Here is a 26,709-nt window from a genome sequence, read left to right on the forward strand (position 1 = left end):
AATAATGCTTAAATAAAATACAATCTAATTGAATCGTGCAATGCATTAATTATTTTTATCATCTCTGATTTTTAAAACACATTTACCATAAAGACATTTTAATCATTAAACACCAAAGAAAATGTTATCTTTTCACCAGAGAACGTAAATTACTTAAGTAATGCAAAAGCAATGCTTAAAACACACTCAGTTTTCATCTTTCATTTTTGTGACCTAAGTAACATTTAGTTAGATAAAAACGTCATCATCTTTGTCTATTTAATTCACCAATGAGTCAATCTTTGAATTCATATTGTAAATCAAGAAAGATTTTTATCTATTTTTTGTGCTATCTATAAATATGATTTGTTTTTTTTAATTACGCCACCTATAGCAATTAAATCTATAATAAGAATAAATGGAGATAATAATGCTAATAAATATAGTGTATTGAATATTTCTAACCAGTAAGATTTGTCAAAAATTCTTTTTTTAGAAACATTTAGACATAATTATTTCCTCGCACTTCACTCATTTTATACTAAAATTTATCCATACCGTCAGACATAACATAAATTACTGACAAAAAGCACAACGTAAAATAAGGATATATCAATGAAAATAAAATCACTTATCGCAATCTCATTATTAAGCGCTAGTTTTTCTCTTTTTGCTGCAGAAAGTTCATCAACTGCTACTAACATTCAAACTCAAGATGTTATTCAGGCTCAAAAAGAACTTAACGATTATGAGAAAATCATGATAGAAAAAGTTTGGATAACAACTGACGCTATCGATGAAAAAGGAAATAAAACAACTCCAGATAATGCTCAAGTTAGCAACTATTTTGGGCTTGCAGAATACTACCCTAATGGCACATTTATTATGTTTACGCCAGAAGGTAAACAAAAAATGCAAGGTGACTGGTCAATGTCAGACGATGGCAAAATACGCACCTTAGTTGCCAAAGATACTGAAGGTAAAACACTATTCACCCGTGATGTAGAAAATATCACAGTTAAAGATGATGAGTACACCTATCGTATTTATCCAAATGCTGATGATCGTAATGTCTATTTCGATATTATCCATCACGTTAAAAAGTAAATTGAGTACGTTGTTTTACTTGTGAATTAATCCTACTCAATAAGTAAAAAAGGGTTACTTATTTTTATAAGTAACCCTCATTTATTTTATAACCGACTTAACATTTCACCGAGATTAATCAATTAATTAAAATATGGTCTGAGATTGACCTTCAATCCAATAAATCACTTTGTGTGCCTCTTCTGGTGTTGGTACTTCCAATTTATTCAACATACGTTCCATTACTTTAGCTGGCACTGCTTCGTTTCTTGCATTATTTTGCCTCTGCCATTGCGCATAAGGGACTTCAATATATACCAACGTAATCTTTGCATTGTAACGATAAAACAAAGAGATAAGTTGATCTCGCATTTTTCTTGTAATATTGGTGGCATTCCAAACAAAAGGTTTATGCTCTCGTAAATATATACGAGCTTGTTCTTTTGCTTGCTGTGCTATCCAGCCATTAGCATCTCTGTTATCAGGTTTAATATTATGTTGGCGACGGAGATCATCTAAACTCACAATCGGAAGATCTGCACAATGTTGGCGAATAAAGGTATCTTTTCCCATACCAGGTAATCCACATAACACTGTCACTTCACTTCCTTTTTCAGGATAAGGCTCGTAATTACAATCCGTACTACTGTCTGTATAAAAATAGTGAAAACGAGCATCATTTGAAGGAAATGGAGCAGCTCTACGCCAACAATTTAACTCTTCACAATAAAGTGTAAATAACGCAATTTTATCAAAAAGAGCTGGTTTATCTTCACAGTCTCGCCCTAAAACATCAGCTTTAGCTAATAATGCTAATAAATAGCAATCTACTCTCTGTGATGCAGCAAGCAGAGCTTTTTTAGGATCAGGTTTATCCATCACCCACAACGGTAAACCGTGAAAGCGAACTAAAGCAGCGATCTGCTCTCTATCAGCAAAGCTCAAAGGTACTTTTTTATATAGAAAAAGACGTGTTGTTAGCTCACCTTTACGTGCATGACCCGGTGAAACAATACGTCCCTCTTCTTCCCGGGTTGTAGAGCGTTTTTCTACATCATGAAATAGTGCTGAGATCCATAAAATTTGCTGTTCTCTTTCAGTTAGCCTCGTATATTCTGGCAATGATTTCACTGAATTGATTACTCTTTGTGTATGTATCGCCACATCGCCTTCTGCATGATGAATAGGATCTTGTATAACACCAGCCATATCATTTATTTCATCATACAGTTCACAAAGGTGTTCCCATGACATTTCAGTGTGTAGTTTTTTATGAAGCATCATTGAGACTCCTGTGTTTTTTCCCAGATTAAAGGGGCTCGCCGCCAATTTTTTTTCCAATGAACATCTGTTTTAACATGGTCTTTTCTAACATATTTAAAAACACGATGAGAAAAATCATTTAAAGAAAATGACTGTGCATCTCGTGTAACAATACCTTCCATTGGACTTGGTTTTTGAGTTAAAACATCTTGAGATTGAAAAAAACTTGCCTGTTTGGCTTGTGAAACAATCATATTTTCAAACTCTGTTTTATCCTGACATTCAGGCAATTTAATTTCTGGCACAGTAGGAAGATCAAACAAAGAAGCATAAAACTGCACTTCTTCCCAACCTAGCCATTTATCTTTATAACGAACCGCAAACACATAAAAATATTCTTCTAAGTGTGCATATTCAATAGAATGAATGGCATATAAATTTTCACCGAAAATATCTAATTCACCTAAATCATTTTTCATCATTTGCCAACGTTGACACAATTGAGATGTCCACGCTGATTGCGTTGGAGTTGCATGCGAACGCGCAAAAACCCCCATTTTATTTAGGCAATTATTTTCTCCATCTAGTTTTTCTGTATGGATAAGTTGTTTTATTTGACAAATATCCTGCCACCATTGCGCATTTATACGATCGTCGTTTGTTGTGCCTGGTGAAAAAGGATAGTGATAGGTTCTATCATATTTTTGTGATTGATTATTCATTATTTAATACTCATTAAGTAACAGAAGCTCTACCAAATTTTTAAAATAAATTTGGTAAGTTAATTTTTCTGTATTTGCACGATTCTTTCAGTGCCTTAATGCGTATTACATAATAACAACCTACAATAAAGAGAAGTGAAAAATAAATAAGTGGCTATATTAACCATAAGCTTAGTAGAGTGCTAGATAAATAATCTTATTTATCTCTTATATTACTTTTTGCTTAATTTTCAAATCGAATATCGGAGGAAGTATGTACAACGATCTTAAAGGAAAAGTCGCTGTCGTTACGGGGTCATCAAGAGGAATTGGTGCTGCTATTGTGTCACGATTAGTCGCTGAAGGAATGAATGTCGTGATTAACTATCATTCTGACGAAAAAGAGGCTCAATGCCTTGCCGATGATTTAAATAAATTAAATTTAGGTAAAGCCATTATTTTTGGGGGTGATATTAGCAACGAAGATGTTGCCCATAATTTTATTTATTGTGCCATCAATCATTTTGGCAAGCTTGATCTTCTTATTAATAATGCTGGTATTGAAACACAAACACCTTCCCATGCTGTTGATTTAGCTGATTGGCGTAAAATTATAGATGTGAATTTAACGAGTTACTTTCTTACCGCCCGCTCTGCGCTAAGATATTTTGTAGAAAATAAAATTCAAGGCAATATCATTAATATATCTTCAGTTCATGAAATTATCCCTTGGCCCACTTTTGCAAGTTATGCAGCAAGTAAAGGTGGGGTAAGAATGCTAACTCAATCTCTCGCTCTTGAATATGCAAGTCAGGGTATTAAAATTAATTCAATTGGCCCTGGAGCAATAAATACCCCCATCAACCAAGAAAAAATGCAAGATGATACGCTTCGTGAAGAATTAGAAGAGATGATCCCCATGAGATATGCTGCTGAGCCAGAAGTCGTTGCTAATGTAGCCGCTTGGTTAGCATCTGAACAATCAACCTATATCACAGGACAGACTATTTTTATTGACGGAGGGATGACACTTTATTCCTCTTTTCAATCTGGTAAAGGTTAATCGACAATAAAGTTCCCACTTTCTATATTACTAGAAAGTGGGATGTATTATTAATTACTCTCGTTCTAAATAAAGCACAATATTTTCAGAGTTAATCAAGTTATTTGAAAATAATAAGCTCTCTATCTGAAACAAATGGTATATCTAATTTTCGAGTTCTCTTGGAATAGGCCCCTTCTCTGTTAGCCATGCCATAACGGCGTGTTCTGTCCAATAAACACTTAGTCTTGAGTAAATACTAGATATCTGTTTTTTAACTGAATTTATATAATTAATAAACATTATTTAAATTAGTATTTTATGGGGGATATTAATTTAGATAATGCAAATAACAATATTACAACAAGTAAGTAGACTGAAAAACAATTCTATTTGTTTTCACAATATATCAATAGCGTATTATTCTCTGATGATTAGGTTATTCGCCTATAATACATTACAAAAAAATACAAACAAACACTAGAAAAATTGTGATCAAATACACTTTTTTGCATCATTAATGCTATTTAAGACAAATAGAAACTGCTTTTTTATCAACAAATAGGTAATCTAGCGGTCTGATTTTGATGACCAAACATGAATAGTTAAAAGGATATTTTATGTTTACTTCACAGCTCATGCTGGTCGGTTATGTATTGTTGGTAAGTCCTTGTGGAAATGATTCTTGTGATGCTGTTCCTGTTACAGAAACAATTTATACTAAAGATGAATGCACAACGCGACTTAACTACTTAAAACAAAAAAGACCTGACCTTATTATTTTCTGTGGAGAAGTCTTGAGAGATCCTGAAGTCACTGATGAAAATCCTTATCTCACCCCACCAGATAGTGCAGATGACGTTTTCAAAATTAAGTAATTAATCTATTCTTAATTTTATTCTTAAGGTAAAATACAATTTAATTTGTTTTCTTTTTACGATATACTCTTTGTACTTGAATATGTAAGGACACGTATTAGGAGTCACTAATGTCTATTGCGAAACGTACCAAAGATAAACGCATTGCGTTAGGTTTAACACAATCAGAACTTGCCACTTTAGCAAGTACGACACAGCAATCCATAGAACAACTAGAAAGCGGTAAAACTAAACGTCCCCGTTTTTTACCTGAATTAGCAAAAGCGTTAAATTGTGATTTGGCTTGGCTACTTGGAGGTGAAGAACAAACCAATGCAACTTCTGAAATTCCACCAGAGAATGAATGGCAACCTGTAAGTGAATGGGACAGTAATACTCCTTTAGGTGATGATGAAGTAGAAATACCCTATTTTAAAAGTATCGAGCTCGCAGCAGGTGACGGTTGTTGTACTAACGAAGATCATAATGGATATAAATTGAGATTTTCAAAAAGCACATTACGCCGTTATGGCGCATCATCTCAGAACGTGATCTGCTTTTCTGTTTATGGCGACAGTATGTCACCCGTTATTCCAAATGGCTCAACAGTTACTGTCGATACAGGCAATACTCGTATTGTTGATGGTGGTATTTATGCTATCGAACAAGATGCTTTGTTTAGAATAAAACTACTCTATCGTCAACCTGGCGGTAAATTAATTATACGTAGTTATAATAAAGACGAATTTCCTGATGAATCAGCGGAAACAAGTTCTGTAAAAATTATGGGGCGTATTATCCATTGGTCAGTAATGGCTTGGTGATCAATAAGCAATCAATAACTTCATAGTATAGAATTTTCAGTAACAACTTGTCCTTTAGACAATAAAACCGTTTTATCTGCTAGCGCTTTTATTTCACGAGGCTCATGAGTAACCATGATCATCGTTATCTCCTTAGATTTTAAGGAACTCATTAAATCCCAAAGTTGATAACGTGTTTCCCAATCCAAACTCGAAAAAGGTTCATCCAGTAGTAAAAGTTTGGGTTGGCTAATAAGAGCTCTTGCCAATGCAACACGTTGTTGCTCACCTCCTGATATTTGATAAGGATAACGTTCAGCAAGATGTGCAATTCCCATTTGCTCTAATATCGCCTTTTCTCTCACCTTACTTCTTTTCTGTTTTGCACCATATTGTGCTAGCCATAAATTTTGTGTCACCGTCATAAACGGAAATAAATAAAGCCGTTGATTTAAATATCGGCAAGAACGCAACCACACTGGCTGTTCATTTATATTTTTATTTGCAAGATAGATATCTCCAGAGTACGAAGTATATCCAGCAATCGCATTTAAAAGTGTAGTTTTACCGCTTCCTGATGTACCACTTATTCCTAAGCAAGTTCCTTTCTCTACCTTTAACGAGACATCTTTTAATATGCCCGATGTTAATGAACGAATTTCTAACATGATGCCTTCCTTTCTCGCTGTAAACGATGCAACGCAAATAATAAAGTAATCGCGATAGCGATAAGAACGAGCGCACAACCTATTGCCAAGGTGAAATCTCCACTGGCGATATTTAGATAAATTGCCATAGGCAACGTTTCGGTTTTTAACCTTGTTGCACCAGCTAACATTAACGTAGCGCCAAATTCACCTAAGGCTCTAGAAAATGCGATAATACTTCCACTCATTAGAGCTGACCAGCAAAGTGGTATTTCAATTAAGAAAAATGTTTTTGTTGGTGTTAATCCTAAATTTTGTGCTGTTTGAATATAAGCAGGATCAACCGACTTAAAAGCAGAAAGGCTGTTTCTCATAATAATCGCGCTAGCAACATAAGTTTGAGCAATAATAATACCCAATGGTGAAAAAAGAGAGCGAGATAACTCAGGGAAAATACCTGTTAAAGGCCCCTGATTTCCTAATAACAATAATAATCCGATACCGATAACTAATGGAGGAGTCACCAAAGGTAAATCTAATAACGCATCAATGAAACGATGCCCTTTAAAAGGAATTCTTGCCATTGCCCATGCGGCGGGTACACCTAAGATAATTGCTAAACATAAAGAAGTTAGCGCTGTACTGAGTGACATACCAATAGCAAAATGAAATTCAGGATCAATAATAACTTGCCTCAATTCAACATAAGAAAGTTGACATATCAGCGCAATTAGCGATCCTAAGATCAGAAATAACAATAAAAAGAGTGGAATTAATGCCCATCGAAACACGTTATTTCCTTTTTTAAGATAAATATTTATTTTATTGTGATAATGAAAAAAGCCACCAGTGAGTTGGTGGCAAAAAAACACAATTTATGTGAGAAAAAATTTATGGTTTCGAAATTACAGGAAGAAAACCATAATCAGTAAAAGCCTTGATCCCTTCAGAGCGAGTAAAATAATCAGCAAGTAATTGTGCTTCTTCTGGATTTGCTGATGTTTTTAAAACAGCAAGTGTTGCCACTTCTTCTGGACTACCTTCAGGAACTGGAAGTAAAACAAGTTTATCTTGATTTTTCATTGCATCTGCATATCCAATAATGGCAGCATCCACTTCCCCATTTAATAAATACATAAGCAATTGTTTAATTGTTGCAGTGCGAACCACAACTTTATCGCGTAATTTATCGCCTTGTCCTGATGCATCAATAAGTTGTTCGCCACTTTTTCCTAATGCGATAGCTTTAGCATCACCCATACCTAGTTTTAATGAACTATTCGCAAGATCTTCTAGGGTTTTAATATCCCCCACTTTATCTTTACGCACAGCAATAACTGGAATATGGCGAATAATAGAATACTGATTAACCACTTGCCCTTCTTTATCTAACTTTTCAACATAGTCTTGTGACCCAGGAAAGAATAAATCTCCCTGCTTAGTTAGATTAAAGCGTGTTAATATTTGGCCTGAACCACCATATTCAATAGTGACTTTATTTCCTGTCTCTTTTTCAAACACACTCACAACCTGCTCTACGGGTTGTTTTAATCCAGCCCCTGCATAAAGATGAAGCTCAGCTGCAAATGTATTATGACAAATTAATCCTAATGCTAATCCTAAACTAGCAAGCAATTGGCGTTTCATAAATATGGTAATCCCAATCATCGTTATATAATTTTTTATATAATGAATGATATAAGCATTTAAGGCAAGAGACTCATATTAAAAAAAGATAAAAATGTTAACAACTTATCATTTTTATCTTTTTCTTTATGTATAAGATTTACAGAAAAGGCCTTTCAAAATAAATGCTTATTATCAGAGATAAGTAGATCTTAAATAGTCATTTGCCAAAAAATCCTCGCTTTCACGAGGATTTTATTACTAATTATCTAACTCTAATAATGCCAACGCTGTGACTTCATCAATCACAATATCAGTGGCATAACCTCCTTTTATCGCCCCTATTGTTGCTTGAATATTTTCCACACCACCAGCAATAAAAAGTCGTTGTGTTATTTGTCTTAACTGAGCAAGACTTATTCCCATTATCCTAAGGTCAATATCAGAAACTAAAGGATTACCTTGCGCATCATAAAAACGTCCACAAATTACACCGACAGCGCCTAAATCACGATATTGAGCCATCTCACTACTCGTTAAAACCCCCGTTGTTACCAAAGGATTGTCATCAAATGTATTACCCACAACAAAAAGGGCTTTATTACACTGATTTAGCGCCGAAAAACTGCGCCTAATAATAGGCTCAGCTTGAAGTTCCATTGCTAGGCGCGCACTAGAAACTACCGCAGGTACATGCAAATTAATACTGCACCCTGACAACTTGTTTGCAATTAACGCGGCTGCTTCTGTTGTTTTAAAATCAGGCTGTGGCGCTACGGCGCCTATCATTTGTAGTACTGTGATATTTTTTAATGACTTGGGTGAAAGATAATTACCCAATTTATAAATTGTTCGTCCCCAAGCAACACCTAAAATATCATCGTCATTAATTATCTGAGAAAGATACATTGCTCCTGCTTTCGCTAACCTTTCTCTGTTCATATTTAAAGTATGTTGTGATTTATTCTTTTCTTCATCAGGTAAAATAAGCACATTATTAAGATCGAATTTTGCTTTTATTCTGAGGGCATAATCAATCGTAGAAAATACTGATGAATCCAAGTTAATATTTACGAATCCTTTTTCTCTAGCTAAATGCAAATATTTCACGACAGTAACACGAGAAACACCCATAATATTTGCAACTTCACTTTGGCTGAGTCCGTCCTGATAGTAAAGCCACGCTGCATAGAGAACGGGATCATTATCAAATAAACTCGCGTTTTTTAGCGAATTATTATCCATTTTAAACCCCACAAATTTTTATAAATCTTATGACTAATTAGTTTATTTTATATTAGAGATATTATTGAAAATAAAATGCCTTTAGCCAAATTAAGCCTATAACACAAATAGATACATTTCATTAATCTACCAATAATATCGGCACTCTTATATTTTTCTTTACTACAAGAACCTTATAATACGTAAAATGCCCTTAATAATGCCGTAAACAGCTCATATCGAGAAAGTTTTTTTTGAAAATACTGTTTTATTTCGCTAAAAATAAAAATATTAGATTTAAGTTTTAAAAAGTTTTATTTTGATAAAATTAAAATCATCAAGCCTGATTACTGCTATGAAAAATCAAATTAATTTTAAAAGGACAAACAATGATAATTGCATACTCTACAGCACCAAATGAAAAAATCGCTAATGAAATTGCGCATTACCTCATCAATACAAAACTTGCTGCTTGTGTAAACTTAATACCTCAAGTTAAATCTATTTATCATTGGGATAATAAAATTATTGAAGATAATGAAATACTTATGATGATAAAATCTGAAAAAAGTAAACAGCAAAACTTAATTGATGCTCTTGTCGAAATACATCCCTATGATACTCCCGAAGTGATTATAATACCGATTGAAAATGGTTTTAAAGGTTATCTTAATTGGATCCATACTTCCTTGGGCTAAAATAACGTTAAATTTTTATTGAGATCTCTTTTCTAATATCTTTTTTCAAAAAGATGATAATTATTTGTAATTTAAAACATCTTATATCATTATCATCTAAATTATAAGACAAGTAACCAATTGTTAATATTAAACTAAATTTATTGTTTTTTAATAATAACAGTATTTAAATACTCTTTATAAGAATAAATATTCTAATTTAAAGTAACGACAATCTAGTTAGTTAATTAAATTTCGATTAGAAAAACATTTTTTATTAACCTAAATATGTTTTAAAAATTATAGAAAAATAGCCTTTAATGCTAAATTAATAAGGTTATCAACACCTTATTCTTTTTATTTTCTGTTATAATAAAAGGGCTTTCTCTAAATTACATGTAAAAAGGAGTGAGTTGTGAAAACAAACAGAGTCGCAAGACGAATTTTAGGTTTACCTTATAATTTAAGTCGGTCTAAAAAGAAAGTGCGTTTTTCCATTATTGCCTCTACAAACGCTGAAAATGTACCTGCTGAGTTAAAAAATGCAGCTAAAATCTGTTTAAAACAGGATTTCAGAAAGAAAGCAACGCACAAGCGTATCTATATGAAGTTAACAGATGCTTATCCTGAGTATCTTGCAACTAATTAATATTTTCATACGCAAACGCTATTTAATAAATATTTTCGTATTTAGTTTGTATACTTAAAATATTAAAAATAGCATATCCCTTACATTATGTAAGGGATATTAGTTTTCTAGGCTAGTTCATTTTTCTACTATTTATAGAGCGCTTTTCTTATATTTATAAGAGCAACTTCTGCAATTGAAGGCTCAATTTCATCAGGCAATAGACTTAGTTGAAATGCATTATTAATGGTCTTAATAAGAATTTCACTACGCTCTAATAATTCATCATAACTAAATTGTCCTGCTTTAATTGCTAATAATTCATCTCTATTATCACACCAAACCTTCACTTTCCCTTCTTGTGCTATCCCTAGTGCGATATAAAGTAATCTAAAAGTATGCATCATATTCTTACTATCGTAATTTCTTCCATGATCGATGTTTTGTTGGTAACGAACATCATTACGTTGCTCAACCCATTGCCAATATTCATGATATTGCTTGCGATATGCACTATAACCTTCTTTATTAAAGCTAAGATAACCTTCTGGTTTTGCTGTTTTAGAAATACTACTTAGCAATACATCATTAGCATTTTCTTTTTTTATTATTCCTTGATAAGACACTTTATCATCATAATAAATTGCATAAATATCTTGTGTGTGGGTAAGTTTTGTTAACCCAATATGTTCTTGTTTCCAATGCCGATTTTTTAGCCACGTATTGATTAATATTGTTTTTCCATCTTCAATGACATAACAAAAATCGAGAATGGTTTTTAATTTTTTTTCAACTGGATTTACTATTTTTTTGTTTAGCCCTTGAGCCTTCTTAACCTGCCTTTGTGCATAATGTACAAATGTTTGAACACAAGTTTTAGACAAAAACCATTCTGGCTTTATTAATGACATTAAAGGGTGTCGATAAATAACCATATGTTCAGGTGAATTAAGTAGCTCTAAAATATTAGGATTAGATGCACATAATAGTTCTATAAATCTCCCAAGCTCATAATAGACTATATCATTGCTTTCATTACTTACTTGTGGTGTGTATTCCAACCCATAAAAAAGATCTTTAGGGAGGTAAAAGACTCCTTTAATATCTGTATCTGATTTTTCTGTCGCAAGATTATGTGAACGACTTCCAGCGATACTTTCAAATAAAAGGTAAGGTTTTATATCTTCAATAGTCAGTTTCATCTAATTTTTTCCTAAACCAATTATTTAAAATATCATTATCAGGTACTATTCTTTTGGTTAATTGGACATTTGTCTCTTTCCATAAAAAAGTCACTAGATATTGCATCGTATGTGTTGGAACCCAAGTAAAATATTCATTTTTATCTGATTTAAATTCTACTAATTCTTTGATGATTTTTTGTTCTTCAACAGTTAAAATTTTTATCAGTTTATCCAATTCCATAGGTGGAATTTCACCCGTTTTCACCGTCCAATAGGCAGATAAAAGAGAACGTAACATATAGAACCATTTTTTTAATTTTATTGGCTCTGCACTAATCTCATTTTTAGAGTTATTTTCAGGAGAATATCTACTCACAACTTTAGCAATTCCTCTGTAATGATGAACAATTACTTTTGGTTGATAATAGAGTTTTGCCAGTTCAAATAACTCTTTTTGAACATTAGAATATTGTTGATAAATTATTGGCGATTGGAGCCATTCTAATAATATGCAATTCGATTTACGTAATAAGTGCAGCGCTTTTGTAATATCCCAAGCACCAACATCAAACCAACTATTTTCTATCCACTCGAAGGTTTCTTTAGGTTTATCAATAGAAAGATAAGCATTGCGTGGACGTATAAAAATACCTCTCACATCATAATCACTATCTGTTGAAGCAAACCCCCAAGCTCGGCTACCACTTTCTGCAACATAAAGTAATTTAACTTGATACTCTTGCTCTATTTGCGGCAACTTTTTTAATATCTCATTATGCATGATTTCCTTATCTCCTATTTTCTTAATTTGCAAGATCTCTTGGCACGAATAATAAAGGCGCTATTAATTACGATAGAAAAACTTATTCTAAATTACCGTTAAGTGAGTAAATATCAATCCAAAACTTTATTGAGTTTATTATTTATAAAAATAAGCCTATCACTAATAAATAGAAACATACAAAAAAGCCACCAGTAACTTACTGATGGCTCTTAGTTTTTTAACCTTTATCAACTATTGCTGATAAACGGTATTTTATTCCCACTCAATTATATTCTAATATCTTAACTAATTGATAAATATAAATTATAGTTAAATTAGATATCACTAACACCGTCACCGATACCGTCATTATGAAATCTGTCTACTTTTTCATCGGTAAGAATTGAGGAGTTTTTCCTTTGCTTCCAGCTCTGAAATACAAAGGTTGAGTGTTCTGGTATTTTCATCTGCGCGCTGAGCTTCACGCCCATATCGTTCAAGTGTTTCTCGTAGTTGTCTAGAAAGTTCACTGGCTTTGGCTTTCTCAACTCGGCAGGTATTGGTGTTATCGGTACTTGCAACTTCTGTTTTCGTGGTACTGGTTGAGAACTGCACCCTGTCAAAGTGATTAAGAACACGATCAAGCAAAGCATCTGTGCGTATCGTATCATGCTGTTGTGCGTCATGATATATCTCCAACCTATTCTGCTGTTCATTGTCTGCTTGTTTACGCAGATCAATATTTGTGGCCACATCCTTTTCATCTAGTTGATTACCTGCAATCTGTTTATTCATTGCTTGGTTATCAAAATAAATACCGCCAGCAACAAAGCCAGCGGTAAAGGAAACAGCCAAAGCAATTAACGCGATGACGGTTTTATTCATTAGCGAACCCCGTTGTGCTCTAATGAAAAATGATTGCCGTCAGGACGAGTTTTAAAACGCCCGCCCCAGCTTCCACCCAATGACTCCCAATACTCACCCAGTTCTTTATAGTCGCTGGTGGCTGTAAGGTATTTACCGTTAGCATCAAATAGATTGAAATCGACTGCTAAACGTTGAGTGTGAAGACTGTTACTAATACCCGATCCTTTCTTTGCATTAAGTTGTGCTTGTTCTGGTGTTCGATAAGCTTCACCAAATGTCAGCTTATATTCCTTCTGCTGAGCAAAGGTGATTAGCTTTGCAACCATACCTGTAAATATATTCTGTTTATCAACTAATGACATATTCAACCCTTTATAAACTTGATGACATTGCCTTTATTGACCAGCAACGTTGTGCAGATCAGGAAATTGGCAAAGATGTTGTCGATATCAGCGTGATAATTAGGATCGAAGTAAGCGCGAATAGGTACGCTTGAAGAGTAAGAAAGAATAAGGAAAGCTAGCCATCCACCTTTTTTACAGTGTTGTCTGCCGTCACGTTTAAAATAGAACACACGTAGAAATGTGACGGTACAGATGATGGCATTAACAATAGTAAGCAATGTTTCGCATTTCATTGTTGCCCCCCTTGTTTCGGTATATCAGCCCTTCTGTATGCTTTTACGCTTAACTTAACCACAAGCAAAGCGGAAACAAAAGCACCGACGGCATCGATATGTTCGATTTCGTATTGCTCCGGTTTCACACCGAAAAGACCAGTAACAGAAATAAAGATAGTTGCTGCGGGGCTAAAGAATATAAGGCCACAAACGAAGCTGAGAAAAGCCAATAGCGATCTACGTTTAAAGCTATATTCAGTAGCGGCAGTAGTAAAGAAGATGGCTCCCAACAGTGAACCCATAATAACTTCTGCTGGAAGCCCTGCGAAGTAACCAAGAAAAGCAGTAGCGCCGATCCCTGCTTTTGTATAGACATCTTCTTGCATAAGTGTAGTACCAGTGATTAATGAATAACCATGATACTACACAACCGACAAAATAAACAAAAATGCAAATAAGAATAAATAAGCATTATTATGCTATTAGTAATAAAAACTATTTTATAAAACAAACATATAGAATGCTGACCTAAATTTACATTAGTGATAAACTCTCACATCAATTTTTATTATAGATAATGTAATTATGCTCCAGCTATTTGCACGGTACTTCTCTGTCGGTGTTATTAACACACTCTTGCATTGGGTGGTGTTCGGTATTTTGGTTTATTTAGTTTCCACAACTCAGGCCACTGCGAACCTAATCGCATTCATCATTGCTGTCACCTTCTCCTTCTTTGCTAATGCTAAGTTTACATTTAAAAAGAAAGCAACCGGTGGCCGATATATTGCATTCACAGTATTTATGTGTGTACTAAGTTACTTGACTGGATTTATAGCCGATAAACTCGATGCGATGCCAATAATTACTCTAGTTGCGTTTTCAGCAATTAGCCTTGTTCTTGGTTTTTTCTACTCAAAATTATTTGTCTTTAAAGGAATAGAGTAATGAAAATTTCTTTAGTTGTTCCTGTTTTAAACGAAGAAGAAGCGATACCTATTTTTTATAAAATGGTTCGTGAAAATGAAGAACTAAAAAAATATGATGTTGAAATTATTTTTATTAATGATGGTAGTAAAGATTCAACTGAAAATATCATCAATGCGTTGTCATTAGCTGATAAGCAAGTAGTCGCACTGAGCTTTACTAGAAACTTTGGTAAAGAACCTGCACTTTTTGCTGGATTAGACCATGCAACGGGTGAAGCTATAATCCCTATTGATGTTGACCTGCAAGATCCAATAGAAGTTATCCCACAATTAATAGAGAAATGGAAACAAGGTGCCGATGTTGTTTTAGCAAAAAGAACTGACCGATCTACTGATGGCTGGTTAAAGCGCAAAACAGCAGAATGGTTCTATAAACTGCATAATAAAATCAGCACACCAAAGATTGAGGAAAACGTGGGTGACTTCCGTTTAATGTCTCGTGAGACTGTTGAGAATATTAAGTTGCTTCCTGAGCGCAATCTATTTATGAAAGGCGTTCTATCTTGGGTTGGTGGGAAAGTAGATATTGTCGAATATTCTCGTGCTGAGCGTTCCGCTGGTGAGTCCAAATTTAACGGATGGAAGCTTTGGAATCTTGCATTAGAAGGGATCACCAGTTTTTCAACCTTCCCACTCCGTATGTGGACTTATATTGGTTTATTTGTTGGTGCCATTTCATTTGTTTATGGTTGCTGGATGATTATAGATAAGCTTATTTGGGGAAACCCGGTACCTGGCTATCCATCACTATTAGTTTCTATTTTATTCCTTGGCGGAATCCAACTTATTGGTATCGGTGTTCTTGGTGAGTATATCGGAAGAATATATGTTGAAAGCAAGAAAAGACCTAAGTATCTACTTAAAAACAAAGGAAAAAAATAATGGAATCTAAAAACTATTATAAACTAATAAGCATTATTATTTCAATTCTTTATATTTCTCCATTATTATTTAGTGGTTACCTTTATAGTGATGATATAATAAGAATGCCATATCCTTATGGATGGGATCATAATGGTAGATACTTTGCAACAATAATTTCATTATTATTTGGAAATGGTTCTATATTAAACATCTTCCCTTCATCTACTATTTTATCTGTAGTGATATTATGTTACTCCGCATTTTTATTTGTTGATAGATATATACAAGACTCAACCTTGTATTTAAAAGTTTTGTGCTCTATTTCAATAGTAATATCTCCTTTTTATTTAGATAACCTATCTTATCAATTTGACAATCTGCAAATGTCAATAGCTCTATCTCTTTCAATTATATCAGCTTTATTTTGTGTTGAATCATCAATTAAAAATAAAATACTATCATTAATAATGATGGTTATTTCTATTTCCATCTATCAAGCATCAATTAATTCATTTATTTCAATGGTGTTACTTTGTTTTGTTGCAGAAATAATAAACAAAAATAAAAGTTTACTTTATTTGTTCAAATCAGGACTATCCTGTATTTTTGTTCTAATTTCATCTTTTGCTATCTATAAAATCTTTATATATAATCATGATAATATATCTGAATATACAAAAATGAGGTCGGAAATATTACCATTGTCAGTTGAATCAATTAGTTTGATATCATTAAATACAGAAAAATATATTAAATACATTTCATTGCTATTTAGTGGTATGATTGGTTTTTTGTTGGCTTTTTTTTATGCAATGCCTATTATTGTATCATGCTATTTAAGCATAATTAAAAAAATTAGCTATAATAGATTATTTTCATTATTAATAATATATTTTTTAATATTTTTATTATCATTCGGTAGCTTATTGATACTTAAAAATCCACCAGTATCAGGAAGGGCTTTACTTTCTTTCCCATTGTTAACTATGTGTAGTGTTTTATTTATTAATAAATTTAAGTTTATTATCTTTCAAAAATTATTATGTGTTGTTACTGTAGTTATTTCATTTATATACATGTCATCATTTTATGAAATGACAAAAATTTCAAATGAAACATATACATCTAAATTGAATGTTGTTTCATCAATTATTAATAATAATAACACTTCTAACTTTAAAAAAGTTTATCTCTATTCTGTAGATAATTTAAAAGGAATATCTGGATATAAGAAATCATTTCCATTAATAAATACCTATATATACAATTACTTGTTATCAGATTGGTATCTTAATTATTATTCAATAAATAAGATAAATTATAAAATATACTACTGCGATAATAATTGTAAAAACAAAGTATTAAAAAATGGGCAGTTATTAATCTCAGGTATAAATTATAATACTTATCATTTTGATAAAAATCTATTTGTGATAGAAAAATAAAAATAATATAGACACATGTATTTTTATATACATGTGTCTAATAAAAATTATTTTATAACGAAATTAATTATAATGATGAAATAATAAAACACATTAATTCATCATATCTAACAGCATAAGAATTTTTTAACTTCCCTTCTTCTTCCCATTCATCATAACATATAATGCCATAATCAAGCGCATCAAGTCCGTTTTTGCTAAAAACTTCAATAATGTCCTGAGCTATTACCCCAAAGTGCCAACGAGCGTTTTCTTTTTTTTCTGAAACAGCATCTTTCATTTTATATTTCTTAATTAAGGATTTAAGCATTCTTGCAGTATTTTCTTCGATTGATTCAATGGGTTGAATTTTTGTTTTTCTCCTTGAATCTGATGTTATAATTGCACTGTTAGTTGCGTATATGTCTTTCCATTTATTACTAGCAGATCCAAGTGAAATATCACTATCAACACCTGGTGTAATACTAGAGTATTGTATACTGAATGACATCCTGCTGTTTACATCCGAATATGATTTAGAAACTTCAAAGAATATACGATTTGGCGAGTGATAATCAGAGTCACCTGCCCCTTCATACTTATGAGAGTCACCTATTGTAACAGTTCTATTAGAACTGGTGATGTTACTAGATAGAACGCCCATATCACCTAGGTTATCGCTAGTAGATGTTATTGTTCCTGCTTGAGTTAATTTCAAACCATGGGAAATGGTTGGTATTCTTTGTAGAGACCAATTTTTAACAGTACCATAAATATAAAAACTCGTTAAAGTAGTCAGTGATGATTTAACACTTAAAAGAAATCTTGATCCTGCATTTAAAGATTCAATTTCCACTTTAGCAGTCGTATTTAATAAATTCTTAAGTAGTCTTATGTTTTCAAATAATTCCATTTCATTTTTCAATTGAAAGGAGATCTTTGGTATATCTAAAAACACCATAGAATCTAAAACATCATTGATATTTGCAAAAGGGAGATGTGTGATAGGATTTAATGTTCTCCCACTTGCACCGACCAATCCGTCATAATTCAAGCCTCTAAATATACCATGCTTAGACGCATGTTTGACCAGTGATAATTGGTCTTTCGAATTTTTATCAAACTCTTTAATAATTAAGTATTCAGCGTTTTTAATGTCAGTAGTTGTATTGTATACAGCACAAGACATTACACCATCATTTGTCACTGCAACACCTTCCATTTCTAGCTTTCCGCCAGATAATAGTGGTGTGCCTATTTCTTTTATCAAACCATCTACTTTTACAACTGAACTACGACATAACTCACCGTGGGTATTTACTTCAAAAACTCCAATATCATGATAAGTATCATCAGGGTTTCCATTGGAAGGATGATCTTTTTGATAGACACCGCCAACACTGAATACAAATGTATTTTTTAAATGATTGTACGCAAAATCTTGTATTTTCCATGTATTCTTATAAATTTCAGAAACACTATATTGCACATTATCCACCCATGCTGTCTGAGTATCATACGCAATCATCGTTTTCGGAATGAAAAACTCAGCGATGATTCTTTGCTTATCAATATCAAATACTGATACTCTGCAAAATGTAGCCGCTGCCAAAGCCTTGCGGGTAATAACTGATATTACATAGTTATCTTTTATGTCGAATAATTGACCAACTGGAAAATTAGTAATTGTAGCATTTGATATATCTAACACTTCATCTTTTATTGGTAAACTGCTTATTTCCCAGTAAATCAAAGAGCTTACACCATAATTAGTATCCAAAGAATTTAAAGATCTTCCAAATATTTTCCAACCTTTAGATAGCGAACCATCAACTCTAAAACTCAATGTTGACGTTAAAGGAGGCATCCAGAAATACGTCAGTGTTTCTCCTTTTTTCGAATAAACTATTACTAACGAGCTGGCTGATTTCATATTACTAATAGATGTCGGGCAAGATATGAAATAGTTTCCATCTTCATCTATACTCATTCCGTCAGGATTAATAGATCCTTTCCCGTCTGTTTCACTTTTTATCTTATTTAGAGCATCATCGTACCCATTAAAATACATTGGTAATCTACATTTTACGGATTTTATATAATTAGATTCTGGTTCAGAAAAAACCTCTTGTACAGTTTTACCGGATTCAGTACCTACTAAACTAGCACCTATAGGCTTACCCAATTCAATCAACACATCAGAAGCTGAACCACTCTCAGGCAAAACAGTAATTGGCTGACCATTATCATCAAACGCTAAAATTTTATTGGCGCGTTGTTCAGTATTTGGTAACGCATTAATCGGCTTATCTTTCACTCGCAACGTCTTGCTATCAATGTCCTTGATACTGTTATCAACGTAGTCTTTATTAGCACTATCACTACCGAACTTAGGTGGTGCCAAATTAGCAATACGATTGCCCTTGGCATCATAGTAATTTGATAGATAGGTAGGCTTGCGTAAGCTTAAAGAGAAAGTACCCAATGCTTTTTGAATTAACATTGTTAGGTAATCAAAAGCATCTTCATGTACTTCAGCAAAGAATTTCCCCTGATTACGTAAGTCAGTTTCTTGTACAACAGGTAAATCGCGTTCTAATAATATCTTCCAGCCTTGAGCTAATGGTTTATTTAAAACCACCTTACCGCCATGATAAGAACCAGCTCCCACAATAGTGTAATCAGTACCATTCTTTAATGTTGTTTCATTGCCTTCGCTGTCAGCAACCACAACAATCAAATGTTTGCTTTCAAAGATACGGAAGCGGAAATCAAAATCCGTTGTTACGCCATTACCTACATACTCTTCATGGCTTAGTTCAGTAGATACCGTCATTGCTCATCTCCTCTGGTGTTAATGAGGATATGATACGTTTAACTATAAAATATATCCATATTCGGAATAATGGTTATCATATAGAAAACTAAATTAACCGTTTAGATGAACATTTTTATGCATTTACATTATTATAGTTTGCGTAATTATTTTCATTAGTGAGGACTTTAGCCATGGAAAAGAAGTATAAATACCCTGCACCAGCTAACTATCCAGATGTAGTGAATACCGATGAAGGGATTGAAAAGTTAATTACCAAATCAAGTCTTGAAGCGCTTTTAACAAAAATGGAAGATGATGGCCATGATGTATCTGCTCCACTTGTAGAGCTTATCGCAATGAGAAATTTTATAGTCCAGAAGATGAGAGGCAATAAAAATATAATACCGTTAGTGGAATGTATTTTAGCTGAATTGAGAAAGTGAAAAATTAAAGCACCGCTCAAGCGGTGCTATTTGTTACTTCATCTGTTCTTCAACCTGATTCAATAATGGTGACAAATAAAACAAGTTTTGGAAAGGTAATAGTTTGCGTACAGATCGCACTTCTCTATCATCAAACTCACCGTTTAATACACCTGATGTGATGTTTTTAATATCACCACCGAGATCAAATGTAGGACCCAATAATGCACCAATCCCATTACGACTTTGATAACGTGATGCTGGTGGCCCACCAAACATGGCACTCATACCATAAGTACCACCGCTAAGGTTTTCTAATACATTGTTAGGTTCACCCAGCCAGCCCATCATTCCTGACCAGTCTAAACCCTCTTTTACTAAGTTAGCCGGTTCGGTATTAATATCACGCCCCGCCATTTTAGCCTTGAGAACATAGACTAGGGATCCAAGTGCAACCTGAAGCAATGCACCATAATAGAATGATGCATCACCCGATTGTATGCCTGAGACCAACGCTCTATTGTGAGTAGCAAAGAAGAAGGTTTTAAACTGCATAACTATCTTACCTAGTTCGCTACTCATCATTAATGGTGTATCACCAATACCTGGTGTTATAACTGTAGTTCTTACATCTTTTAATACTGCCGCTTGGAAAGTTTCACGCACAACACGATCATCCCACAAATGGCTATGCCCTGTTAACATACCGTCTAAGTCTTCACCATGTCGCTTAAACTGATCTGCTATACGCTTTAGCATTGATTCATCGATACCAATATGAGCCAGTTTCTTTATTTCTTGTTTACTTAGCGTACCACCAGCATCTAAAGTATTTGCCGCTCTCAGTACCTTAGATTGAGTAATAACACCAGACCACATTTTCATAGTATCGGTGTACTGATTCATCAACGTAAGGTTGCCAAATTTCTGTGATGACCACTGTAAACCACGTTCTAAATAGCTGCGTCTGCTGTATGGATCGTTAAGGTCAGCAATCACCTTAGAACGACTTGATAATACATATTCAAGACCAATACCCATTTCGCGTAAATCAGCTTTAGCAATGCGCATAGCGCCGATATCAGTTAGCATCTTACCCAATGGTTTTAACGCACTACGTAAACCGTGTTGCATAATCGGGCGAGCCATATCAGGCAACGATGATATTGTCATGCCACCTAATAACCGTAAGAAGTTAACGTGACGAGCCACACGACCAGCACGAACAAAAAAACTAGAGGGATCTTTAGGTGCTCCATAAGTACCTAATAAACGGTCACGCATCGCGCGAATATCACGTAAATCCGCCTCTCTTCGTGCTTCTAATCGACTGCGTTCTTTAGGCGTGGTTGCATCAGCAATAAGTTGGTTGTATTCCTCTGTAATCGCTTTGATTTGATTATCCATATCAACACGGCCAAATTTAGCCGTGAGTTCAATTTCAGGCGCAACTTGGCGAATATAGTTTTCCATCACATAGTTAACATCTGATTCGAGATAGTCTTTAATGCGTTCATCAGGAATGTTTAGGGTTCTATCTTTTGTAAAACCAGCGCGTTTAACTAACCCATCAGGGATTAGCTCACTGGGTACAATGCCAGACGGGGCACCAATAATTTTATTAACAATATCATCTGCTGCCGCATCTAACTCTTCGCGCTCTAAAGGTGTCATGCGATTTAATGCTGATTGCCTAATTCTGTCATGGCGAGTTAATGAATTCGCTGTTCGTGTTAAACGACGATGTTCATTTCTAAACTTGCGAGGGTTATCAAGAATATCAACACTACGTTGTAACGCAGGTAATTTATTCTCAGCATCATTAATACGCTGTAATTTCCTTTGTAATGTTGCCTGTCTTCTTGTTTGTGTTTTATTTAACTTAGCAAGGTTAGATAGTGAATTTAGCTCAACTTCTACCGCACTCTTTTCATTAATGATTTTTTGATATTTATTAATATCGTCCATCAACAGAGATTTTTTACCTGACCAACTCTCAGCTTCTTTAATTTCAAGCCCCAAACGTTCAGCTTGTGGTGATGCATTGCGCGCTTTATTAATTCCGATTTCAGCACGATCAAGGCTACCTTTGGCTTTATTTATTGAGGTTTGATTAATCTCTTCTAACCAGTCAGCAATGATTTTCCTAAACTCAGTACGATCATTTAAAATTTTGTCGAATTTATAAATACGAGGAAAGTAGCTTTGTGCAGTTGTTACCTTTACACCTTCACGCAAGATCCCTAATTCAACCATTCTATCTTTGGTTGCTTCAACAATGGGTCTAATAGAACGTGCCGCCTCTGCAATTTGTGGTATCGCATGAGTATCACCATTACGCATAGCATCACCAACAGCTTCACTAAATTGGTAATAGCTCATATCACGGCCACCAGATTGACGATATTGTTTAAAGTGGTCTTTGGTTGATTCTACTTGCTTATAAACAAGTGTTTCATAACCTCTCACTTTTGTTTCAACAGCGGTAAATGTCGCAATGCCTTCTTCATTTTTAGCAAAGGTAAAGTTATTTTCTGTGAGTTGTTGGTTAATTTGGCGCGCTGTTTTAGAGGGTGATTGAGCAACACGGCCAACAGGGCTAACATTCATCGTACGATTAATAAATGATGGCCCTTTTAAGGTTTCTTGTTCTAATGTGGTGTTAGGTACTTCCATTGCACCAACACTAGAATTATCAGGAATATTATTTGGAATATTTTGTTGCCCTGATTGTTGTTCTCCAATTAAATCGTTTCTTACTTTTGTTACCAATTCACCACGGTTTTTTACTAACTGTGCGGCTGAACCTAAGGTTCCACCAATCATGGCATCAAGCGTAACGTTAATCGCACTCTCAGTTAATGTTCGTGTTTCTTGGGTGCTATGTAATGCCATTTCAGAAGCTACGCCACCAGCGGTATTTGCTAGCGCAAACTTACCTGCTGTTGCACCAACACTACCGCCTTTTACTATTGCACCACCTGGTATCATCATTGCAGCAACATTAATTGGATCAATAACCCCCATTGCTATACTACTCACAATACCGGCACCGCCTGAATCCATTAATTGTTGTCTGTCGTTCTTCTCACGATCAATGCGTTGTTTTATTGCGGCGGTTTCTTGAGGAGAGTTTGAATGAATAAAGGCATCGGCATAATCTTCATAACCTGAAAGCGTTAATTCATCTTCAAATGGGTTATAGCCTTCTACATCTTCAAATTGATTAAAAGGTGCAGTAGCAATCAAACTACCCACTGAGTTATCGATACGAAACGCCGCATCACGTAATTCTTTAGTTTGCCTTCTATCATCAAGCGGATTAATAGGGTCATACCAAGACGGTGAAACATTATCACCGTAAGTAGGTTCAGTTTGCTGAACAGCATTAATATCCGCAGATAAAATATCATCAGGTTGTTGTTCGTAAATAGGCATCAGTTTTTATCCCAAGAAAAATAATTATTGAATTTATTTACTCGCTCATTGTGAGCTTCTTTATATTGCTCACGGATACTTTGACGACGTTCATCAAATTCTGAGCGCGATTTATCCAATGCTTCTTCTCGTTCCCTTTTATCCTGTGCTTCCTTAACGCTTTGCTGACGTTTTTCCATTACCTCTTTGTACATTGGTGATGATGACTGTTCTGGTTTAAAGCGAATAGGCAAGCCGTTATCTCCCGTGTATGGACGATAGATAGGGATATCATCACTACCGGTTTGTTTTATCATTATGCCGTAGCTGTAATCTCTTGGTGTCACTGCATCAGAGACAATAACGATTTCAGTGCCAGAAGAAGCACCACCAAATGACTTAGACATTAATTGCTTTTTCTCTTCCTCCCATTGGCCAGCGATCCAGTTTCCAGCACCTGATTCATTAATACCGTATACGGCTTCTGGTGCATAACGCATAACTTCTTCACTGCCATTGATATTAGATACCGCCCACGTTCTTTTAATTTGAGCGTTAGTCATTTTCTTGGCGAGTTCTGCGTCACCGCCTGTTTCAGCAAAGTTAGCGTCATACAGCGTTTGATAGTCACGTAAGTAAGCACCATTTTGAGTACCAGGCTTACTAACGCTTGGTGAAGAAAATGGTTTATACCAAGGGTAAAAATCATTGATATTAGATTGCGCCGCTTTATCTCTATCCTTGATATATCCTTTATCCCTGATTTGAGAAGCGATCATTTGCTTAGTACGTTCATCTTGTTCAAATGTCGTCTTAAATGCAGTTTCTACCGCTTTCTCATCATGCATACCAGCTCGACTTAAACTATATACTTTTGAGTAATACGCCATTGTGCTTGATGGAATATCAGTTGCTGATGCCGGATTATTATCAAATATCTGCCCATACATTTTCGCGATAGGAAGAACAACTTCAGGATCTTTAGATGTTGCCCCCATATTCAATACAGACTTAACTTGTGATGGGATAATCCCTGTTCTTGCAGTAAGTTCAGCAACGGCATTTAAGCTATTATCATCACGTAAATTAAAGCTCTGCTGAATATGTTGTTCAAAGTAATCATCTGCTGCCTGCTGATTATTCTTATCATTAGGATCAAGCGGAAAGTTATTTTGAATGGAAAGCTGTAATCGGTTAGCAGCAAACTGTTTATCTTGTTCCTTGATATTGCCTTCAACGAACTTACCAAATTTCTCCCAACGTTGAATTTTGCTTTCGTAGTTTGCTTCACCCGTTTGAGGTCTAATTTGTGATAACAAAGCTTGCTGTGCTTGTGGAGACATCTCTTTAGCTGCTGACATAAAACCAGCATAACGCTTAGCTTCTTGCATATCGGCAGACATAGCAGAACCTTTGTCATAGCCAAACACAGAGATTAATTCATCATGAGTAGGCGCATTAGGTGCTTCAAGTCCTCTTTCCCATGCTGCGTAAGAGTCAGCGACACGAGTACCGAATTGTTGCTGTAACTCACCTTGCTTTTGCTTACGTAGCTGTTCTGCTTGTCGTAAATATTTTGCTTGGTCAGCTTCATCTAAAGCATCGAAAGCGGCAGATCCAGTTAATAGTTTTGGTGCTTCAGATGTCGCTTGCAATTCAACAAAACCAAGTGCTGACTGTATGCCTGTTGCTATCTGCTCATCAGTGTAATTAACACGGTTACGCCCATTCTCTTTATACATTATCGCTGTCGATAAATGCGTTAAGGTATCGAGATTCGTTAAATCTAATGGTTGATTAGGTGCAACACCAAGGTAATCAGATACATACTCAATGTATGCCTGAGTATCATTATTATCTTCTGGTGGCGCCCAACGATTAATGATCTGCTCTGGTGTAACAAACCCTTGTCGAGCATAAGAAAGTAGATTTTTACCTAATGCTCTAATACCGTGCTCAGGTGTGGCAAACTTAGCAAATGCACCATCATCACCGGTTTGCCCTACCCATTTATTACTAGATATACGAATATTACCAGGATTGTTGTTTCTAACCCCTCTTACTCCATCATTTGGTACATTATTAGTTGGCGCTCTGCTTACCGTACCGAGGCTTGAAGGTTCTCCATTTTGTTCTAAGAACCCCATATAATCAGCACCGAGTTGGTTTTCAATCGCTTTACGTGCAGTCGCTACTTTGAATTCTTGTTTCTTGGCGAGGATCTGCTCTTCACCCCAACCGTGTGATAATCCAAACTCTTCTATTTGCTGAAACACTTGTTTATGTGCAGAAATATAAGCCTGATTATCACCGTACATTGATGCGGCAGACTCTGCATTTAATGTTAACGTTGATTGAAACTGATCTTGTTCATAAGCTTTGATTTGCCCCATCTCATGACGATTCGCTTGTGATGCAAACTGAACACTCATTTCTTGCGCTTGTTGCATAAAGCTTTGTCGCACAATATCGTCAGGTAATGTTGATGATATTTCACCAGCATAATCACGAAATGACTGCTCATACTCAGACGCTTTGCCAATCGCATTTTTACCTTGCTGAGAAAGTAATCCATTTTGTGGATCGGTCATCAGTTCGTTGGCTTTTTGTCGTAGCTGTAATGCGGCATCTTGCGCTAGTGCAACATTAGCTCTTTGTTTTGCTTCTGCAAATAAACCGACATATTGCTCACCAACACGACCAAAGCCAGCGCCAAAAGCATCAGGTGATGATTGAACAGAAAACCCATTATTCGGTAACTGCTCAGGCATAACCGTTCTATTATCGTATGTAGGTACCTTTGGCATAA

25 protein-coding genes are annotated in these 26,709 nt (G+C 34.7%); 10 read left to right on the forward strand and 15 right to left on the reverse strand.

Annotated elements, in window-relative coordinates; all coding sequences use genetic code 11:
• Nucleotides 1-594: 594 nt before the first annotated feature.
• Nucleotides 595-1,086, forward strand: coding sequence for a DUF4822 domain-containing protein (locus GWI59_RS14830; RefSeq protein ID WP_115065412.1), 492 nt, complete (start codon nt 595-597; stop codon nt 1,084-1,086).
• 126 nt (nt 1,087-1,212) lie between these two features.
• Here GWI59_RS14830 and GWI59_RS14835 read toward each other — a convergent pair whose 3' ends face one another.
• The gene (locus GWI59_RS14835) at nt 1,213-2,349 is read right to left on the reverse strand and encodes an AAA family ATPase (RefSeq protein ID WP_109400598.1); all 1,137 of its coding nucleotides are present in this window, start codon (nt 2,347-2,349) and stop codon (nt 1,213-1,215) included.
• Nucleotides 2,346-3,050, reverse strand: a complete 705-nt coding sequence (locus tag GWI59_RS14840; RefSeq protein ID WP_161724996.1) for an RNA ligase family protein — start codon at nt 3,048-3,050, stop codon at nt 2,346-2,348. The genes GWI59_RS14835 and GWI59_RS14840 overlap by 4 nt, the downstream gene beginning before the upstream one ends.
• Nucleotides 3,051-3,303: 253 nt before the next feature.
• Between GWI59_RS14840 and GWI59_RS14845 the strand changes: the two genes are divergently transcribed.
• The 3 genes from GWI59_RS14845 to GWI59_RS14855 all read left to right on the forward strand — a co-directional run bounded on the left by GWI59_RS14845 (nt 3,304) and on the right by GWI59_RS14855 (nt 5,752).
• The gene (locus GWI59_RS14845) at nt 3,304-4,092 is read left to right on the forward strand and encodes a glucose 1-dehydrogenase (RefSeq protein ID WP_161724998.1); all 789 of its coding nucleotides are present in this window, start codon (nt 3,304-3,306) and stop codon (nt 4,090-4,092) included.
• 599 nt (nt 4,093-4,691) lie between these two features.
• Complete coding sequence (locus GWI59_RS14850; protein ID WP_006532995.1) at nt 4,692-4,949, forward strand: hypothetical protein; 258 nt, start codon at nt 4,692-4,694, stop codon at nt 4,947-4,949.
• Between the two features lie 110 nt (nt 4,950-5,059).
• Nucleotides 5,060-5,752 (forward strand): XRE family transcriptional regulator, encoded by a 693-nt coding sequence (locus tag GWI59_RS14855; RefSeq protein ID WP_072064132.1) that lies wholly within the window; start codon nt 5,060-5,062, stop codon nt 5,750-5,752.
• A 20-nt stretch (nt 5,753-5,772) separates the two neighbouring features.
• Here GWI59_RS14855 and GWI59_RS14860 read toward each other — a convergent pair whose 3' ends face one another.
• The 4 genes from GWI59_RS14860 to GWI59_RS14875 all read right to left on the reverse strand — a co-directional run bounded on the left by GWI59_RS14860 (nt 5,773) and on the right by GWI59_RS14875 (nt 9,249).
• Nucleotides 5,773-6,399 carry an ABC transporter ATP-binding protein gene (locus tag GWI59_RS14860; RefSeq protein WP_161671622.1) on the reverse strand — a complete coding sequence of 209 codons (627 nt, stop codon included), beginning with the start codon at nt 6,397-6,399 and terminating at the stop codon, nt 5,773-5,775.
• The gene (locus tag GWI59_RS14865) at nt 6,393-7,169 is read right to left on the reverse strand and encodes an ABC transporter permease (protein WP_072064134.1); all 777 of its coding nucleotides are present in this window, start codon (nt 7,167-7,169) and stop codon (nt 6,393-6,395) included. Before GWI59_RS14865 ends, GWI59_RS14860 begins: the two co-directional genes overlap by 7 nt.
• Nucleotides 7,170-7,269: 100 nt before the next feature.
• A complete protein-coding gene (gene modA / locus GWI59_RS14870; RefSeq protein WP_109400602.1) occupies nt 7,270-8,025 on the reverse strand; it encodes a molybdate ABC transporter substrate-binding protein in 756 nt (251 codons plus the stop codon).
• 240 nt (nt 8,026-8,265) lie between these two features.
• The gene (locus GWI59_RS14875; RefSeq protein ID WP_072064136.1) at nt 8,266-9,249 is read right to left on the reverse strand and encodes a sugar-binding transcriptional regulator; all 984 of its coding nucleotides are present in this window, start codon (nt 9,247-9,249) and stop codon (nt 8,266-8,268) included.
• Between the two features lie 368 nt (nt 9,250-9,617).
• Here GWI59_RS14875 and cutA point away from each other — a divergent pair, with 368 nt between their 5' ends.
• Nucleotides 9,618-9,926, forward strand: coding sequence for a divalent-cation tolerance protein CutA (gene cutA / locus GWI59_RS14880; RefSeq protein ID WP_006533005.1), 309 nt, complete (start codon nt 9,618-9,620; stop codon nt 9,924-9,926).
• A 394-nt stretch (nt 9,927-10,320) separates the two neighbouring features.
• Entirely contained in the window at nt 10,321-10,554 is a 234-nt protein-coding gene (sra, locus tag GWI59_RS14885) for a stationary-phase-induced ribosome-associated protein (protein ID WP_006533006.1), read from the forward strand.
• Nucleotides 10,555-10,682: 128 nt separating this feature from the next.
• Here the strand turns inward: sra and GWI59_RS14890 are convergent, their stop codons facing one another.
• The 6 genes from GWI59_RS14890 to GWI59_RS14915 all read right to left on the reverse strand — a co-directional run bounded on the left by GWI59_RS14890 (nt 10,683) and on the right by GWI59_RS14915 (nt 14,352).
• Nucleotides 10,683-11,735, reverse strand: coding sequence for a DNA polymerase beta superfamily protein (locus tag GWI59_RS14890; protein WP_115065414.1), 1,053 nt, complete (start codon nt 11,733-11,735; stop codon nt 10,683-10,685).
• Complete coding sequence (locus GWI59_RS14895) at nt 11,719-12,498, reverse strand: nucleotidyltransferase domain-containing protein (RefSeq protein WP_161671623.1); 780 nt, start codon at nt 12,496-12,498, stop codon at nt 11,719-11,721. Before GWI59_RS14895 ends, GWI59_RS14890 begins: the two co-directional genes overlap by 17 nt.
• A 372-nt stretch (nt 12,499-12,870) precedes the next feature.
• Nucleotides 12,871-13,365 (reverse strand): hypothetical protein, encoded by a 495-nt coding sequence (locus GWI59_RS14900; protein WP_161725000.1) that lies wholly within the window; start codon nt 13,363-13,365, stop codon nt 12,871-12,873.
• Nucleotides 13,365-13,709 (reverse strand): M15 family metallopeptidase, encoded by a 345-nt coding sequence (locus tag GWI59_RS14905; protein ID WP_161725002.1) that lies wholly within the window; start codon nt 13,707-13,709, stop codon nt 13,365-13,367. The genes GWI59_RS14900 and GWI59_RS14905 overlap by 1 nt, the downstream gene beginning before the upstream one ends.
• Nucleotides 13,710-13,711: 2 nt before the next feature.
• Nucleotides 13,712-13,984, reverse strand: a complete 273-nt coding sequence (locus GWI59_RS14910) for a phage holin family protein (RefSeq protein ID WP_161725004.1) — start codon at nt 13,982-13,984, stop codon at nt 13,712-13,714.
• Nucleotides 13,981-14,352: a putative holin gene (locus GWI59_RS14915; protein ID WP_161725006.1), complete on the reverse strand. Its 372-nt coding sequence runs from the start codon at nt 14,350-14,352 to the stop codon at nt 13,981-13,983. The genes GWI59_RS14910 and GWI59_RS14915 overlap by 4 nt, the downstream gene beginning before the upstream one ends.
• 199 nt (nt 14,353-14,551) lie before the next feature.
• Between GWI59_RS14915 and GWI59_RS14920 the strand changes: the two genes are divergently transcribed.
• From GWI59_RS14920 to GWI59_RS14930, 3 genes are read left to right on the forward strand one after another with little or no spacing between them, the layout of a single operon-like run.
• Nucleotides 14,552-14,914: a GtrA family protein gene (locus tag GWI59_RS14920; protein WP_161725008.1), complete on the forward strand. Its 363-nt coding sequence runs from the start codon at nt 14,552-14,554 to the stop codon at nt 14,912-14,914.
• Entirely contained in the window at nt 14,914-15,837 is a 924-nt protein-coding gene (locus tag GWI59_RS14925; protein ID WP_161725010.1) for a glycosyltransferase family 2 protein, read from the forward strand. The genes GWI59_RS14920 and GWI59_RS14925 overlap by 1 nt, the downstream gene beginning before the upstream one ends.
• A complete protein-coding gene (locus GWI59_RS14930) occupies nt 15,837-17,264 on the forward strand; it encodes a glucosyltransferase domain-containing protein (RefSeq protein WP_161725011.1) in 1,428 nt (475 codons plus the stop codon). The genes GWI59_RS14925 and GWI59_RS14930 overlap by 1 nt, the downstream gene beginning before the upstream one ends.
• A gap of 67 nt (nt 17,265-17,331) precedes the next feature.
• Here GWI59_RS14930 and GWI59_RS14935 read toward each other — a convergent pair whose 3' ends face one another.
• Entirely contained in the window at nt 17,332-20,079 is a 2,748-nt protein-coding gene (locus GWI59_RS14935) for a tail fiber domain-containing protein (protein WP_161725013.1), read from the reverse strand.
• A gap of 173 nt (nt 20,080-20,252) precedes the next feature.
• On the opposite strand from GWI59_RS14935, the gene GWI59_RS14940 reads away from it, so the two are divergent.
• On the forward strand, nt 20,253-20,504 hold the full coding sequence (locus GWI59_RS14940) for a hypothetical protein (protein ID WP_161725015.1): 252 nt from the start codon (nt 20,253-20,255) through the stop codon (nt 20,502-20,504).
• A gap of 33 nt (nt 20,505-20,537) precedes the next feature.
• Here GWI59_RS14940 and GWI59_RS14945 read toward each other — a convergent pair whose 3' ends face one another.
• Together GWI59_RS14945 and GWI59_RS14950 are read right to left on the reverse strand one after the other, a co-directional pair.
• Entirely contained in the window at nt 20,538-23,921 is a 3,384-nt protein-coding gene (locus tag GWI59_RS14945; protein WP_161725017.1) for a hypothetical protein, read from the reverse strand.
• Complete coding sequence (locus tag GWI59_RS14950; protein ID WP_161725019.1) at nt 23,921-26,707, reverse strand: hypothetical protein; 2,787 nt, start codon at nt 26,705-26,707, stop codon at nt 23,921-23,923. Before GWI59_RS14950 ends, GWI59_RS14945 begins: the two co-directional genes overlap by 1 nt.
• Nucleotides 26,708-26,709 lie beyond the last annotated feature (2 nt).

This window comes from Proteus sp. G2673 (assembly GCF_009915125.1).
Taxonomy (GTDB): domain Bacteria; phylum Pseudomonadota; class Gammaproteobacteria; order Enterobacterales; family Enterobacteriaceae; genus Proteus; species Proteus penneri.

What these genes read in the sequence shown, in the direction of transcription:
- GWI59_RS14830 (WP_115065412.1), top strand. Translation starts at nt 595, where the DNA reads ATGAAAATAAAATCACTTATCGCAATCTCATTATTAAGCGCTAGTTTT.
- GWI59_RS14835 (WP_109400598.1), bottom strand. Translation starts at nt 2,349, where the DNA reads ATGATGCTTCATAAAAAACTACACACTGAAATGTCATGGGAACACCTT.
- GWI59_RS14840 (WP_161724996.1), bottom strand. Translation starts at nt 3,050, where the DNA reads ATGAATAATCAATCACAAAAATATGATAGAACCTATCACTATCCTTTT.
- GWI59_RS14845 (WP_161724998.1), top strand. Translation starts at nt 3,304, where the DNA reads ATGTACAACGATCTTAAAGGAAAAGTCGCTGTCGTTACGGGGTCATCA.
- GWI59_RS14850 (WP_006532995.1), top strand. Translation starts at nt 4,692, where the DNA reads ATGTTTACTTCACAGCTCATGCTGGTCGGTTATGTATTGTTGGTAAGT.
- GWI59_RS14855 (WP_072064132.1), top strand. Translation starts at nt 5,060, where the DNA reads ATGTCTATTGCGAAACGTACCAAAGATAAACGCATTGCGTTAGGTTTA.
- GWI59_RS14860 (WP_161671622.1), bottom strand. Translation starts at nt 6,399, where the DNA reads ATGTTAGAAATTCGTTCATTAACATCGGGCATATTAAAAGATGTCTCG.
- modA (WP_109400602.1), bottom strand. Translation starts at nt 8,025, where the DNA reads ATGAAACGCCAATTGCTTGCTAGTTTAGGATTAGCATTAGGATTAATT.
- GWI59_RS14875 (WP_072064136.1), bottom strand. Translation starts at nt 9,249, where the DNA reads ATGGATAATAATTCGCTAAAAAACGCGAGTTTATTTGATAATGATCCC.
- cutA (WP_006533005.1), top strand. Translation starts at nt 9,618, where the DNA reads ATGATAATTGCATACTCTACAGCACCAAATGAAAAAATCGCTAATGAA.
- GWI59_RS14890 (WP_115065414.1), bottom strand. Translation starts at nt 11,735, where the DNA reads ATGAAACTGACTATTGAAGATATAAAACCTTACCTTTTATTTGAAAGT.
- GWI59_RS14895 (WP_161671623.1), bottom strand. Translation starts at nt 12,498, where the DNA reads ATGCATAATGAGATATTAAAAAAGTTGCCGCAAATAGAGCAAGAGTAT.
- GWI59_RS14900 (WP_161725000.1), bottom strand. Translation starts at nt 13,365, where the DNA reads ATGAATAAAACCGTCATCGCGTTAATTGCTTTGGCTGTTTCCTTTACC.
- GWI59_RS14905 (WP_161725002.1), bottom strand. Translation starts at nt 13,709, where the DNA reads ATGTCATTAGTTGATAAACAGAATATATTTACAGGTATGGTTGCAAAG.
- GWI59_RS14910 (WP_161725004.1), bottom strand. Translation starts at nt 13,984, where the DNA reads ATGAAATGCGAAACATTGCTTACTATTGTTAATGCCATCATCTGTACC.
- GWI59_RS14915 (WP_161725006.1), bottom strand. Translation starts at nt 14,352, where the DNA reads ATGCAAGAAGATGTCTATACAAAAGCAGGGATCGGCGCTACTGCTTTT.
- GWI59_RS14920 (WP_161725008.1), top strand. Translation starts at nt 14,552, where the DNA reads ATGCTCCAGCTATTTGCACGGTACTTCTCTGTCGGTGTTATTAACACA.
- GWI59_RS14925 (WP_161725010.1), top strand. Translation starts at nt 14,914, where the DNA reads ATGAAAATTTCTTTAGTTGTTCCTGTTTTAAACGAAGAAGAAGCGATA.
- GWI59_RS14930 (WP_161725011.1), top strand. Translation starts at nt 15,837, where the DNA reads ATGGAATCTAAAAACTATTATAAACTAATAAGCATTATTATTTCAATT.
- GWI59_RS14935 (WP_161725013.1), bottom strand. Translation starts at nt 20,079, where the DNA reads ATGACGGTATCTACTGAACTAAGCCATGAAGAGTATGTAGGTAATGGC.
- GWI59_RS14940 (WP_161725015.1), top strand. Translation starts at nt 20,253, where the DNA reads ATGGAAAAGAAGTATAAATACCCTGCACCAGCTAACTATCCAGATGTA.
- GWI59_RS14945 (WP_161725017.1), bottom strand. Translation starts at nt 23,921, where the DNA reads ATGCCTATTTACGAACAACAACCTGATGATATTTTATCTGCGGATATT.
- GWI59_RS14950 (WP_161725019.1), bottom strand. Translation starts at nt 26,707, where the DNA reads ATGCCAAAGGTACCTACATACGATAATAGAACGGTTATGCCTGAGCAG.